Source organism: Undibacterium sp. RuTC16W (assembly GCF_049339445.1).
Lineage (GTDB): Bacteria > Pseudomonadota > Gammaproteobacteria > Burkholderiales > Burkholderiaceae_D > Undibacterium.
On sequence record NZ_JBMPPE010000004.1, the window covers coordinates 1 to 12,643 of the forward strand.

At 50.6% G+C, this 12,643-nt stretch carries 12 protein-coding genes; 4 read left to right on the forward strand and 8 right to left on the reverse strand.

Features of this window, described 5'->3' with window-relative positions; translation table 11 throughout:
• Positions 1-131, forward strand: a 131-nt coding sequence (locus ACO0K4_RS08975) for an ExbD/TolR family protein (RefSeq protein WP_422956290.1), incomplete at its 5' end; no start/stop codon positions are given.
• 157 nt (positions 132-288) lie between these two features.
• A complete protein-coding gene (locus ACO0K4_RS08980) occupies positions 289-1,542 on the forward strand; it encodes a hypothetical protein (protein WP_422956291.1) in 1,254 nt (417 codons plus the stop codon).
• 163 nt (positions 1,543-1,705) lie between these two features.
• Here ACO0K4_RS08980 and ACO0K4_RS08985 read toward each other — a convergent pair whose 3' ends face one another.
• Entirely contained in the window at positions 1,706-3,280 is a 1,575-nt protein-coding gene (locus ACO0K4_RS08985) for a transglycosylase SLT domain-containing protein (protein ID WP_422956292.1), read from the reverse strand.
• A 312-nt stretch (positions 3,281-3,592) separates the two neighbouring features.
• Between ACO0K4_RS08985 and ACO0K4_RS08990 the strand changes: the two genes are divergently transcribed.
• Positions 3,593-4,795, forward strand: a complete 1,203-nt coding sequence (locus ACO0K4_RS08990; protein ID WP_422956628.1) for an NAD(P)H-dependent flavin oxidoreductase — start codon at positions 3,593-3,595, stop codon at positions 4,793-4,795.
• 322 nt (positions 4,796-5,117) lie between these two features.
• On the opposite strand, the gene ACO0K4_RS08995 is transcribed toward ACO0K4_RS08990, so the two are convergent.
• The 6 genes from ACO0K4_RS08995 to ACO0K4_RS09020 form a co-directional block, all read right to left on the reverse strand.
• The gene (locus ACO0K4_RS08995) at positions 5,118-6,101 is read right to left on the reverse strand and encodes an alpha/beta fold hydrolase (protein WP_422956293.1); all 984 of its coding nucleotides are present in this window, start codon (positions 6,099-6,101) and stop codon (positions 5,118-5,120) included.
• 122 nt (positions 6,102-6,223) lie between these two features.
• On the reverse strand, positions 6,224-6,928 hold the full coding sequence (locus ACO0K4_RS09000) for an SDR family oxidoreductase (protein WP_422956294.1): 705 nt from the start codon (positions 6,926-6,928) through the stop codon (positions 6,224-6,226).
• 101 nt (positions 6,929-7,029) lie between these two features.
• Entirely contained in the window at positions 7,030-8,031 is a 1,002-nt protein-coding gene (locus ACO0K4_RS09005) for an NADP-dependent oxidoreductase (RefSeq protein WP_422956629.1), read from the reverse strand.
• A 114-nt stretch (positions 8,032-8,145) separates the two neighbouring features.
• Positions 8,146-8,751: a TetR/AcrR family transcriptional regulator gene (locus ACO0K4_RS09010; RefSeq protein WP_422956630.1), complete on the reverse strand. Its 606-nt coding sequence runs from the start codon at positions 8,749-8,751 to the stop codon at positions 8,146-8,148.
• 239 nt (positions 8,752-8,990) lie between these two features.
• A complete protein-coding gene (locus tag ACO0K4_RS09015; RefSeq protein ID WP_422956295.1) occupies positions 8,991-10,226 on the reverse strand; it encodes an MFS transporter in 1,236 nt (411 codons plus the stop codon).
• Positions 10,227-10,324: 98 nt separating this feature from the next.
• Positions 10,325-11,158: an SDR family NAD(P)-dependent oxidoreductase gene (locus tag ACO0K4_RS09020; protein WP_422956296.1), complete on the reverse strand. Its 834-nt coding sequence runs from the start codon at positions 11,156-11,158 to the stop codon at positions 10,325-10,327.
• 221 nt (positions 11,159-11,379) lie between these two features.
• On the opposite strand from ACO0K4_RS09020, the gene ACO0K4_RS09025 reads away from it, so the two are divergent.
• Positions 11,380-11,964, forward strand: a complete 585-nt coding sequence (locus ACO0K4_RS09025) for a TetR/AcrR family transcriptional regulator (RefSeq protein WP_422956297.1) — start codon at positions 11,380-11,382, stop codon at positions 11,962-11,964.
• 173 nt (positions 11,965-12,137) lie between these two features.
• Here ACO0K4_RS09025 and ACO0K4_RS09030 read toward each other — a convergent pair whose 3' ends face one another.
• Positions 12,138-12,512: a VOC family protein gene (locus ACO0K4_RS09030; RefSeq protein ID WP_422956298.1), complete on the reverse strand. Its 375-nt coding sequence runs from the start codon at positions 12,510-12,512 to the stop codon at positions 12,138-12,140.
• Positions 12,513-12,643: the final 131 nt, after the last annotated feature.

A 12,643-nucleotide genomic window follows, 5' to 3' on the forward strand; every position in this document is an offset into this window, starting at 1 on the left:
ATCAGCCGGAAGTGCATCTGCGGCCCAACAAGCTGGTGGCGTACAAGTCGGTAGCCCATGTGATGGCAACGGCACAGCGCCTTGGTGTCACTAAGATCGGGATGGTTGGTAATGAGCAGTTCTTGAAATAAGTAGTTTGCAATTACTTAGCTTCTGGCTGTTTCAAGCGCAAAAACTAAGGTATTATTCAAAATTGGCAGGGTTACTCCTGCCTTTTTTCATATTCAAAATGCTGTAACGTCCACATTCATTATATTTATTGATTTTTATTGATTGAGAGATCAAAACATGAAGCAATTACGATTGTCACGTCTCGCCGTATTACTTGCTGCGATTGGATTCTGTGCTGTACCTGAGTTGACAACGATCGCTGGAAATACAGCCTATGCTCAGGAAGCAATGCGCCCGGAAATCGGCAAGGTAGTGCAAGCTGCTGGTGAATTATTTAAGGCCAAAAAATACAAAGATGCGCTGGCAAAAATTCACGAGACGGATAGCGTAAGCGGTAAAACCGTGAATGAAAATTTCACTATTGAACGTATGCGCGCCGCCATTGCGAGCGCCGCTGGTGATAACGACACGGTGATCCGTTCTTATGAAGCCATTATCTCTGCGAATAAATTGCCTGCTGGCGAACAACTGAAATATGTACAAGGCTTGGCATCTGCTTATTACAAAGCGGGTAATTACGCTAAAACGACACAATGGGTAAAGCGTTACTATACAGATGGCGGCAGCGATCCTGCGATGCGCCCTTTCCTGATTCAATCGATGTACATGAGCGGTGACTACTCTGGCACGATGAAAGAAGTTCGTTCGGATCTGGCTGCCGAGGAGAAATCTGGCCGTGCTCCAAGTGAAACAAGTTTGCAGTTATACGCCAATGCTGCTTTGAAGCAAAATGATAAGGCAACCTATGTTGCTGCGATCGAAAAACTGCTGACTTACTACCCGAAGAAAGATTACTGGATTGATTTACTGGGTCGTATTCAAAGCAAGCCTGGGTACTCCGAGCGTTTGTCACTGAATCTGTATCGTCTGAAATTCGCATTGGGTCAGATTACCCGTACGAACGATTTCATGGAAATGTCTCAATTGTCTTTGCAAGCTGGTTATCCGGCAGAGGCAATCAAGATTATTGAACAAGGTTACAAAGCAGGTGCCTTAGGTACCGGCACTGAAGCTGAGCGTCATAAGCGTTTGCGTGATCTGGCGAACAAAAATCTGGCAGAAAGCAAAGCCAGCGCAACTGCGAATGAAACAGAAGCTAGTCAGAGCAAAGACGGTACAGGCTTGGTGAATCTTGGTTACGGCTACGTGACTGCTGGCCAAGCTGATAAAGGCTTGAAAATGATTGAGCAAGGTATTGCGAAAGGTGAGTTGAAACGTCCTGATGACGTCAAGCTGTTGCAAGGTATTGCTTTGATTGAAGCGGGTAAAAAATCCAATGCTATTAAAGTATTGAAAACGGTTCAGGGTACTGACGGTACTGCTGATCTGGCACGTTACTGGATCATCTACGCGAATCAATCCGGTAAGTAAGCGCCTGAGCGAAGCACTGGTTAGCTAGCCGGTGCTTACAAATATTGCACAGGCAGCGCACGAGCAAGATGAAAGCAAAGCGCAAATAAAAAAGGCACATTTTGTGCCTTTTTTATTTATATCACCAGAGATGCTTTACCGCACTTGCAGCAGAGCGAAAGCTCTAGCTATGTTTTTTGCCGGGTTTTGTTTTTGCCAGAGCAATCTTGGTTGTAGCAGTATGGGTTTTAGTGACGTGGCTCACTACTTTACCGTTGCGGCTAGTACGGTTATTTTGTGCAACGACGACGTGGAAATTTTTTGTTCTTGCTTGTTGAACAGGTACATGAATTTGCAATGCTTGCCCTGCTACAACACTATCGCGCTTCAAATTGTTCCAGCTTTTCACATCCGCTACGCTGACATGATAATGTCGGGCAATGGAATTCAGATTGTCGCGTTTGCCGACTTTGATACTGACTTGTCGGGTTGACGGTGTCTTCTCAATAATCAACTGCGCTTTTTCTGCAATTTCGAGAGAAATATCCTGGTCGGGCGTTTTGCTTGACTTGGGGATGAGCAAGGTTGATCCTGCTTTGACCAGCATCTTGGCCGGGATCAAATTCACCTCGCGCAGCACTTCGGGTTTTAAACCCAGGCGGCTCGCCAGAGATTCGACGCGTTCTGTCTTTCCTACGGTATGGGTTGCCCAAGAGGAGAGAGGGCCATTCCATTTGCTCAAATTGTCCCTGAAAACCATCGCATTGTCCGTCGGGAGCAAAATTTTGGTATTGCTGCCTCCTGTAATCACAGGGCGATTGAATTGCGGATTCAGTGCGGTAAAATCACCGACGGACATTTCTGCCAATTGCGCTGCTACGCGGACATCAATGTCACGCGTCTTCTCTACTGAGACGAAGTAGGGCTGATTATCCAGTTTCGGTAATTCAATGCCAAATTGCTCGGGATGACCAATGATATTTTTGACTGCCTGCAGCTTGGGAAGGTAGTTTTTTGTTTCATTTGGCATGAGGGCAGACAGGCTCTCAAAATCGATTGGCAGACCCATCGCTTGCTGCTTCTTGATGGCACGCTGCACAGAGCCTTCACCCCAGTTGTAAGCAGCCAGCGCTAATTGCCAGTCGCCAAACATGCCGTGCAGACGTTCCAGGTATGTCAGTGCAGCATCGGTTGAATCCAGTACGCCACGCCGGTCATCCTTGAACATATTTTGTTTCAGGTTGAAGTCGCGCCCGGTTGCCGCCATGAATTGCCACATGCCTGAGGCTTTGGCAGTCGAAATAGCTTGTGGGTTAAAAGCGGACTCAATAAATGGCAGCAAAGCCAGTTCCGTTGGCATGCCGCGTTTTTCTAATTCCTCGACCACATGATATAAATAACGCGAACCGCGTTGTACCGTGCGCTGGATGTAGTCAATGCGTGTGCTATACCAGGTCAGCTGGTTGCTGACGAGCTGGTTATCCAGGTCCGGTATCGCGTAGCCGCTGCGGATGCGATTCCATAAGTCCGTTTCTTGTGCGATCGTGATTGTATCTAGCGGCAGTTCAACCGCCACCGTACTGGCTGCCGGAGCAGTCTGGATCAGATTGACATTCGATTCTGGGGTGCTGGTTGATGTGGCGACGTCGCGTTCTTCTGCATAGGCGGCTGACGATAAGCAGAATACGAGTGCGGATGTTAAGACAGAAGAAATTGCCGGAGAAAAAACGGAGGAAAGAGCTTGTCGGTTACGTTTCATAGGCGGTGTATTGTCTAATCGATCATGATCGACGGTTTTTAGGGGATCGTGAGAGTGTACGCAAGTGCCAATTACAGCGTCAAGAAAAATGTCATTCTTGTTACAAGATAATTGCCGCGCGAGAGGGCTTAACTGAAGCACTCAGACAGAATCAGAATAATCTTTAATCCACATCAAATCTGATGATGTTTAAAGGACTTACTCTGCGAAGTCACTGTTTGTCCGGCCTTCGCATGTAATGCAAATTGTGCTGGAAGTTACTACGCGAGATGCCGACGATACTGTCTTACAAGTCCTATTTAATAAGGAAAAATTGTGCTCACTAGTTCACTCCCTTTATTTCAATTGAAAGAAAAGTTTTTACTTCCCATCGTACAGGGAGGAATGGGGATTGGCATCTCTGCACACCAATTGGCGGGAACCGTCGCCAGTCTTGGCGGACTGGGCACAATCTCCAGTGTGGATCTGCGTCGTCACCACGCAGATCTGATGGGGCAAACCGGCAGTAGCAAGGACAAGGACCTGATCAACAAGGTGAACCTGATCGCACTCGACCGTGAAATCCAGGCGGCAAAAGCACTTGCCGGTGAGGCGGGTGCAATTGCTGTCAATGTAATGCGCGCCGTATCTGAGTATGCACATTATGTCAGGCAATCTTGCGCCAGCGGTGCGCATGCTATCGTAGTCGGTGCGGGCTTGCCGATGGACTTGCCGGAAATCACCATTGATTTCCCCAAAGTCGCCTTGATTCCGATTTTGTCGGATGTCCGCGGGATTGCCTTGCTCATGAAAAAATGGATGCGCAAAGGTCGCTTACCCGACGCGATTGTGGTCGAGCACCCGCGCTATGCTGGTGGTCATCTCGGTGCGCCACGGGCGGAGGATGTCGGCGATGCACGCTTTGAAATGGCTGGTGTCTTGTCGGGTACTCGTGAACTTTTCAGAGAGCTGGGACTGGAGAAAGAAAATATTCCATTGATCGCCGCCGGAGGCGTCAATAGCCATGACAAGGTGCGCGAGCTGCTATCACAAGGGGCAAGCGCCGTGCAGTTCGGAACGGCCTTTGCCGTCACCGAGGAAGGCGATGCACATGTGAACTTTAAGAAAACGCTGGCTGAAGCCAGGCCGCAAGATATCGTCACCTTCATGAGCGTCGCTGGTCTGCCGGCACGAGCTGTCAAAACGCCATGGCTCGCTACGTATCTGGAAAAAGAGCAGAAACTCCAGGATAAGGCAAAGCAGAAAAAATGCCTGGTGGCTTTTGATTGTCTCCATCAATGCGGCTTGCGAGATGGCTTAAGCAAGGCAGGGCAATTTTGCATCGACACGCAATTGTCGTTCGCACTCAAGGGCGATGTGAAGCGCGGATTATTTTTTCGCGGCTCAGAGCCTTTGCCATTCGGTACTGCGATACGCTCAGTGTCTGAATTGATGCAATATTTTCTGACTGGTCAACGTCCTCCTGAAATGACGTCATCCCGAACTGGGTATAGGCTTGACCGAGTGCACGTGTAACCGCTGCCGCGTCGTTTGCCATATGTCCAATTTAGAGGCGCGGTATGTCCGACGAGGATGCAATACCTCGACTAATGAAAAGGATCTTGTGCCCAGCCGCCGGACTGCCCGTCATGAGCGGATTTGAATCATCCATTCCACCCCCGAAAGTGCTATAAAAAAAATAGGGGCGGCTGACCCGTCGTAGCGTTGCCCCAGCGGCGATAAGAAAATTTGTCGCCGTTGAAATCTATAAAACGGGTCGGGGCGGTGATATCGGTATCGGTCAGGCTAAATCCTTACTTGAGTAAGTGAGAGGATGCTCGAAAATTACCTGTACTTGCTATTGCTTGAGAAATGCGAGTGCCCTGGGTAAGAAGTCGGCGTAAAACTGAAACACGCCGCCATGTCCGGCATCGGGATAAATGATAAGTTCGCTGTTCGGAAGTCGTCGCGCCAAGTCGTGCGAGTTTGGCGTTGGCACCATCCGGTCATCGTCACCATTGACGACGAGTACCGGCTGCTTAACCACGGAGAGATCTACAGACTGTTTAGAGCCCCATGCACGCAGCGCCTTTAATTGCGCCAGAAACGCGCTCACGGTAATTTCTTTGTCACGATTTTCCGAACGCTCCTTCAATCGTTCCAGAAACGCCTTGCCTGCTTCGATGCCGCCAGGCGTGCGCGTAAAGAACAGGAATTGCTTTGCATCCTGGCCCGTAAAGAAACCCCGTAGCATATCGTAGAAGGTCACTCCCGCCACTGAACTGATCCCTGCGCCACCAGCGGGACCTGTGCCCGCAAGTACCATTTTGCGGACTAGTTGTGGCTGCTTCAGTACGATTTCCTGGGCGATCATTCCACCTAGCGAAAAACCAAACAGATCAACCTGCGTGAATCCCTTCGCCCTGATGAAACTGATGGCATCATCTGCCATTTGTTCTATCGAATTCGACGGTATGCCGCCAGATGCGCCGATACCACGGTTATCGAATATGACTACGTGATGCTTCGCCGCAAAGCCTTCTACGATCCGCGGGTCCCAATTGTCCATTACTGCAGCCAGGTGAACCAGAAATACTACCGGCGTACCGCCGTTGCTTTTCCCAAGCTCACGGTACGCGTAGTTTACGCCGTCTGCCGCGATGGTTTGCGTTGGCACATTTTTCCAGGAATCCTGTGATGCTTGGTCTATTGCCTGCGGGCTTTGCGAGGTAGTTATGGGTGCAGCATCCGAGACCTTCGCTACTTCAGCTGATGTTGAGTGGAGTGGTGCAGCCAGAGTGAGCCCGAGGATGCTGATCGTTAATAGATTTAAATGATTCATTTCAGTGGTTCCATCATCATGTACCCAACTTGCTGGGTTGCAAGGAGTGTGTCAAAAGAGTTGTGAGTCATATGCAGATTTTTTTGCAGATTTCTCTGCATATTTATTTAGATGTTCTCGACTCAGTTAGTCTGTGGAAGATAGGCCGGGCGCGGTGCCGTCAACCCTTGCCTGACCTGTTGAGTCAACGTATCGGCCAGCACTTCATCGACGCCTGCCTCAAGCCCATCAAGCGCGCGCTGGACGATTTCTTCAGCACTACTCTTCTGGACATCGAAGCCTCGCGTGAGATCGGTGTCAACATAGGCCATATGCAAGCCGAGTACCTGTGTATTCTGCTCCGCCAGCTCATGACGCAGTGCGTTGGTCAGCGACCATGCGGCTGACTTGCTGGCTGAATAGGCGGCCAGCTCGCCGCCATTGACCCATGATGCGACCGACAGCACATTCAGTAGCGCACCTCCGCCATTGACTTTGAGCGCCGGCGCAAAGGCCTTGCTCACATTCAGTATGCCAAAGAAATTGGTCTCAAAAATACGCCGCGCAACTGCTTCGCTGTCAGGCATGAGAAATCCGCCGGGCTGGGCAATGCCGGCGTTATTGATTACCAGTGTCACGTCCGCCGCCAAATTGACAGCAGCAGCGATTTGCTCGGGATTGGTCACGTCAAGCTGCAAGGCCTGCACACCTGGCAAAGTAACCGTGGATGGGTTGCGTGCAGCGGCGTAGACCTTGCGGGCGCCGCGAGCAAGCAATGCGCGGGCAAACGCCAAACCGATTCCGCGGTTGGCACCAGTGATAAGGACGACAGCATTTTCAATGTTCATTTAAGACTCCTGAGGTTAAATAACGATCAAAATATGATGATCGTCATATGAATAGACGTGCAATTGCCGGTTTTGTTGACCGGATGATTAAGGCTGATAACTCATAGAACTTTGATGACTACCTTGCCTTTAGCGCGCCCGCTTGCGACGTAAGCCAATGCGTCGTTAGTCGATGCGAATGGAAAGACTTTATCCACTACTGGGCGTATGGCACCGGACTCGATCAGAGGCGTGATCTGGCGTAACTGGCTACCGCTCGCTTTCATGAAGAGGAAGGAAAAACTGAGGTTACGGCGTTTGGCTTTTCTTCTGGTACCAAAACTCAGAACGCGCATGACCTGTTTCACAAACCAGGGGGCCTTGATTTCCTCCGCAAACTCAAGATCAGGTGGTCCTGAGATAGAGATAAGTTTTCCACCTGGTTTTAATACATTCAAGGACTTCTCTAGCATCTTCGCATCCTGGCTATGCAACACCACGTCATAGCCGCTCAGGATTTGTTCGGCATCCTCTGTCTTGTAGTCGATGACGATATCTGCGCCTAGGCTCTTCACTAAAGCAATATTCGTTGTGCTGGTGGTTGTCGCCACGGTGGCGCCCAGATGCTTGGCCAACTGAATGGCAAATGTACCTACCCCACCGGAACCCGCTTGAATGAACACCTTCTGCCCTTTTTTCAGTCCAGCCTTTTCAACCAGCGCCTGCCAAACCGTTAATCCAACGAGAGGAATAGAAGCGGCTTCTTCCATGCTGATGTTGTTGGGCTTGAGCGCGAGCGAACCTTCTTTGACCGCCACGAACTCGGCGAACGTGCCAATACGGAAATCATCTGCCCTGGCGTAGACCTCATCGCCAACTTTGAATTGCCGCACCCGTGATCCAAGCTTGGTCACCACTCCGGCAACGTCATGACCTAGGGCTAAGGGCAGGCGATAGGGCAGGATCAGTTTGAACTCGCCGTCACGGATCTTGGAATCGAGAAGATTGACACCGCTAGCGTGAACCTGAATCAATACCTCGTCCTCGCGCAACTCTGGTTCTGGCACTGTGCCTGCCCGTAACTGCGCTTTTTTCCCATAACGATCAAGGATGTATGCTTTCATGATATTTGCTCTTTTCAAAAAGTGCGGGGTTAAAATTTAAGGTTTAGTTGATTAAATAATTTGACATGATGGTCATCATATTTTTAAGCAAGCGAGAAAATATAAACAGGTGGTTCACACTTCGGCATGGTGCAGGCTTTTCAACGTTGCACTGCATAGTGCGTCAGACAATGCAGTATCATCGACCGCGCGGGCCAGCATCAATGTGCCAACCATCGTTGCCACAGTCACCAGTGCACGCTCGTGCGCGTTGGGTTGTCCCCAGTCTGGCATCTGACGCGCGACAAGATCAATCATCTCTTTGATGCGGCGCGTTGCTGCACGGCGCACCTCTGGCGATTGGCGTGGCATTTCCGAACCGAGAGCTGACACCGGGCAACCAGTTTCAATACCCTCAAGGTGTTCTTTTGAGAGGTAAACCTGCATCAAGGCTTGCAAAGCCTGTTCCGGCGGAACGGCCGCAACGACACTTACCGCCGCAGCATTGGCTTGCGCCCCGGCGCGCTCTACCGCCTCGACCAGCATGGCTTCGCGGGAGGTGAAATGGGCGTAGAAGGCACCGTGCGTCAGGCCAGCTTCTTTCATGATGTCGGCGACACCCGTGCCGTCGTAGCCGCTACGCCGGATAGCGCGTGCAGCAACATCGACGATGCGCTCGTGTGAGGCCTCTTTGGCAGAGCTTCGGATATTGGTGGATGATTTTCGCATGATGTCCATCATATCATGGAAAAATTTAACGCACAACATCGTGTTTGATCTCTAAAGGGAGGGGCTATCTGCTGCCCCGAGGAAATAGGCTGCCCACCCTAGATCAGGATGTGCGGAGTATCTAAAGACATGGTTGCCGTGAGCCTCGGAACAGGGAAGCAAAATCCGATGCTACCTATCTGTGGAAATAAAAAAATCCGGCAACTACAACGCCGGATTTTTTTGAATCTATTAAATTGATTGAATCGAAATCATGCCATTACAGGTGTCAGCATTTTTTCTTTAATCGGTAAATGCAATAAAGCCGCACCGACCGCCAGCATAATATCGATGTACCACATCAGATTGTAGTTGCCGGTGGCGTCAAATACTTTGCCGCCTAGCCATACACCAAGGAAGCCGCCGATCTGGTGTGTCAGCATCACGATGCCAAACAGGGTTGCCATGTTTGCCGGGCCAAAAAACTTGGCGACCAGGCCTGCCGTTGGTGGCACGGTAGATAAAAAGGTCAGTCCCATGATCGCGGCGAAGACCAACATCACGGTTCCTGTTTTTGGCATGATCAAAAACAGGATCACAGCGAGAGCACGTGTTGCATATAAGGCTGACAAGAGCGATTTCATACGCCAGCGTCCGACCGCCCAGCCCATGCTCACGCTGCCGACGATATTGAATAAACCCAGCATTGCCAGTGACCATGCCCCGAACTGTGCTGGCAAGCCGCAAGAAGCAATCACGCCAGGCAAATGCGTCGCCAGAAAAGCGACATGAAACCCGCACACAAAAAAACCCGCACTTAGCATCAGATAGCTCGGATTACGCAGCGCACCGCGTATCGCATCCGAGGTTGATACCGGCGTTACACCCGATGCGGCATTCATCTGCACCGAATTGCCACGCAATAAAAAAGCAGCCGGCAGTGCAAGCAATACGATTACCGCCAGTACCTGCATTGCATTCCCCCAGCCATAACTTAGCATCAGCGCGCCCGCTACCGGTGCCATCAAAAACTGTCCGAAAGAGCCTCCTGCATTGATGATGCCCGTCGCCATGCCGCGCTGATGCGCGGGGATCAGACGATTTGCCGTTGCCATCAGTACGGCCGGTCCCGCCATGCCAGCGCCGCCGGCAGACAAGATGCCGATACTAAAAATCAATCCTGCCGTTGTCGTCATCATCGGCGTGATAAATGTACCGGTCGCGACCAACAAAATACCTGTCAACAGAACACGGCCAGCACCAATTTTATCGGCCATCGCACCGGCAAAAGGCTGCGTCAGACCCCAGCACAACTGACCGAACGCAAATGCCAGACTGATGCTGCCTATTCCTAATCCCGTTGCGGTATTTAAAGGACTGAGAAACAAGCCCATGGTTTGCCGGGTTCCCATTGTGAGTGAAAAAGTCCCGGCGGCAGCGAGTAATACCAGCCAGACTGCCATGGCTTTATTATTGGTATTTGCTGCATTCTCAGTTGCAGTTGTCATGATCGTGTCCTGTGTTATCGGCTGTGGGATGTGGTGTCTGGGCGTGGTATGCGAGGCAGTTCTTGGTCATGGGTTTTATGTTTCCGTACTTGGAATCATCAGTATGCTGCTACACGCTGGTAGCGCGGTGCCGCATGCTGACGCGACAAATTCGGTCCCAGCTTCGCGCGGGCGGCAATGAAGTTCGTCCAGTCTGCGGTATCGGGCAGGGAGGGAATCGTAATCAGTTCACCGTCGTCCAGTCCTGCCAAGGCAGCATCGACCAGTTCATCGACTTCCATGATCATTGCAGCGGGCAGATTCGCTGCATCAATACCGCTACGTTCCCATATCTCGGTACGGGTAATGCCTGGCAATACCGCTTGTACTTGTACGCCGTATTTGCTGATTTCGTGATGCAAGGTTTGCGTCAGACTGAGTACATAGGCTTTCGTCGCGCTGTAACTGGCATTAAACATTTCAGGTGCCAATGCCACGACGGAGGCGATATTGATCAGCTTGCCTTGCTGGCGGGCGACAAATTCAGTCGAGGCGATGCTGGCCAGTCGTGTGAGGGCCAGCACATTTAATTTGATCATGCCTTCGATCTGATTCAGGTTGGCGCCCGCCAGCGGACCGTTGGCGGCGATACCTGCGTTATTGACCAGCATTGTGATACTGGTGTCGCTGGTGAGTTGATGCTCGACAAGCGCCAGATCAGCCTTATTCGTCAGGTCGGCGCGCAAGACGCTGATTTTGGCATCAGTCTCTGTACGGAGTTTGTCGGCCAGTTCATCCAGGCGCACCTGGTCGCGTGCCACCAGTATCAGATCGTAACCGCGACGAGCCAGGCGGTCTGCATAGGTGGCGCCGATACCAGATGAGGCACCGGTAATCAAGGCGGTGCCGAGGGTGGCGCGGGGTGTATCGTTATTGAATTGTGCTTGTGTCATTCTTTACTCCATATGTTTTTACGGGCTTAGCAGGCTTTGGTGGCGTTGTTGAGCACTATTGGGCGTCAGTAATTGCATTTCTCTTTCATAGAATTTGTTTCAATCCAAGCGCAGTTGATATGCAATTGCTTTAATTTATAAATGATGATCATCATGATTGAATATATTACGACCATAATCTATAATGTCAAGTATTAGGTACAAAATAATTAAGGCTTACGATGAGAGTCAGCAGGGAACAGGCAGCAGAAAACCGCGAGCGCATCCTTGATGTTGCTGCGCAGTTATTCCGCGAAAAAGGTTTTGATGGTATTGGCGTCGCCGATTTAATGAAGAGTGCGGGGCTGACCCATGGTGGTTTTTACGGACACTTCGCTTCCAAAGATGATCTGGTTGCGCAGAGCTGCGCAAGAACTCTGGAGCGCTCTGTCGAGCATTGGCAAACCATGATTGATAAGGATTCCGATCATCCGCTGGAAACTATCACATCATTCTATTTGACAGCTAAGCACAGAGATCATCCTGGCCGTGGCTGTGCAATTGCCGCTCTTGGTGCTGATATCGCCAGACAAAATTCCTCTGTCCGCACCAGTGTCACTGAAGGTGTGCGCGGACTGGTCGGCATATTGAGTAAAGTATTGCCCGGCAAGTCGAAGGCGGCAAGGCAGGATAAAGCACTGGCAACTTTTGCCAGTATGGTTGGTGCCTTGGTACTGTCTAGAGCAGTCGATGATCCTCAATTGTCTGAGGATATTTTGCAGGCGGTAGCCTCATCGATCAACAGACGGACTGCGGCGGAGCCATGAGTGAATGAGTGCCGCCAGTCGTACGAGAGCTGATCGATAGCTGGGCGATAATTTTTTTGGGAGCAAGGAAATTAAGCCCAAAAAAATCGCTGCCTTCACTCAATGAAGGCAGCGATTGTAATTGAGCGAGATGAGGCGATCACGTAAATCAAACTGGAATCAATCTAGATTCCTCAGCCACCCATGCAAAATACATTGAGCTTATTTCCATCCAGGTCGCGGAAATAACCTGCATAGAATCCGCCGCCACCACGCGGACCAGCGGGACCCTCATCTTTGCCACCGAGTTCAATGGCTTTGTTGTACAGCGCATCTACCTTGGCTGGACTATCCACGATGAGAGCCACCATGACACCGTTGCCGACCGTCGCTGGGTTGCCGTCATAGGGTTTGATTATCCCTAGCGAGGGTTGCGTCGGGCTGACTGCCCAGGCGATAAATTGATCCGATTCCATATAGCGCTTTGCACCGATGACGCCGAGCAAGCTGTCATAGAATTGTGCTGCACTTTCAAAATGATTAGTGCCCAGCGTGACGTAACCGATCATGATTGTCTCCTTGTGGTTGATAATTAACAGGTGTCAAAACAGATGCTAACTTGGATCCTAATTCAGTCTTGAATGTAAATTCTCATCCTGCCCCTAAATTAAGCGAGTTATTTTGCCACAAGGAGTGTGCC

Coding starts and splice junctions, on each gene's coding strand:
- ACO0K4_RS09005 (WP_422956629.1), bottom strand. CDS start 8,031: ATGAAAGCATACATCCTTGATCGTTATGGGAAAAAAGCGCAGTTACGG.
- ACO0K4_RS09000 (WP_422956294.1), bottom strand. CDS start 6,928: ATGAACATTGAAAATGCTGTCGTCCTTATCACTGGTGCCAACCGCGGA.
- ACO0K4_RS08985 (WP_422956292.1), bottom strand. CDS start 3,280: ATGAAACGTAACCGACAAGCTCTTTCCTCCGTTTTTTCTCCGGCAATT.
- ACO0K4_RS09010 (WP_422956630.1), bottom strand. CDS start 8,751: ATGATGGACATCATGCGAAAATCATCCACCAATATCCGAAGCTCTGCC.
- ACO0K4_RS09015 (WP_422956295.1), bottom strand. CDS start 10,226: ATGACAACTGCAACTGAGAATGCAGCAAATACCAATAATAAAGCCATG.
- ACO0K4_RS09025 (WP_422956297.1), top strand. CDS start 11,380: ATGAGAGTCAGCAGGGAACAGGCAGCAGAAAACCGCGAGCGCATCCTT.
- ACO0K4_RS08995 (WP_422956293.1), bottom strand. CDS start 6,101: ATGAATCATTTAAATCTATTAACGATCAGCATCCTCGGGCTCACTCTG.
- ACO0K4_RS09020 (WP_422956296.1), bottom strand. CDS start 11,158: ATGACACAAGCACAATTCAATAACGATACACCCCGCGCCACCCTCGGC.
- ACO0K4_RS08980 (WP_422956291.1), top strand. CDS start 289: ATGAAGCAATTACGATTGTCACGTCTCGCCGTATTACTTGCTGCGATT.
- ACO0K4_RS09030 (WP_422956298.1), bottom strand. CDS start 12,512: ATGATCGGTTACGTCACGCTGGGCACTAATCATTTTGAAAGTGCAGCA.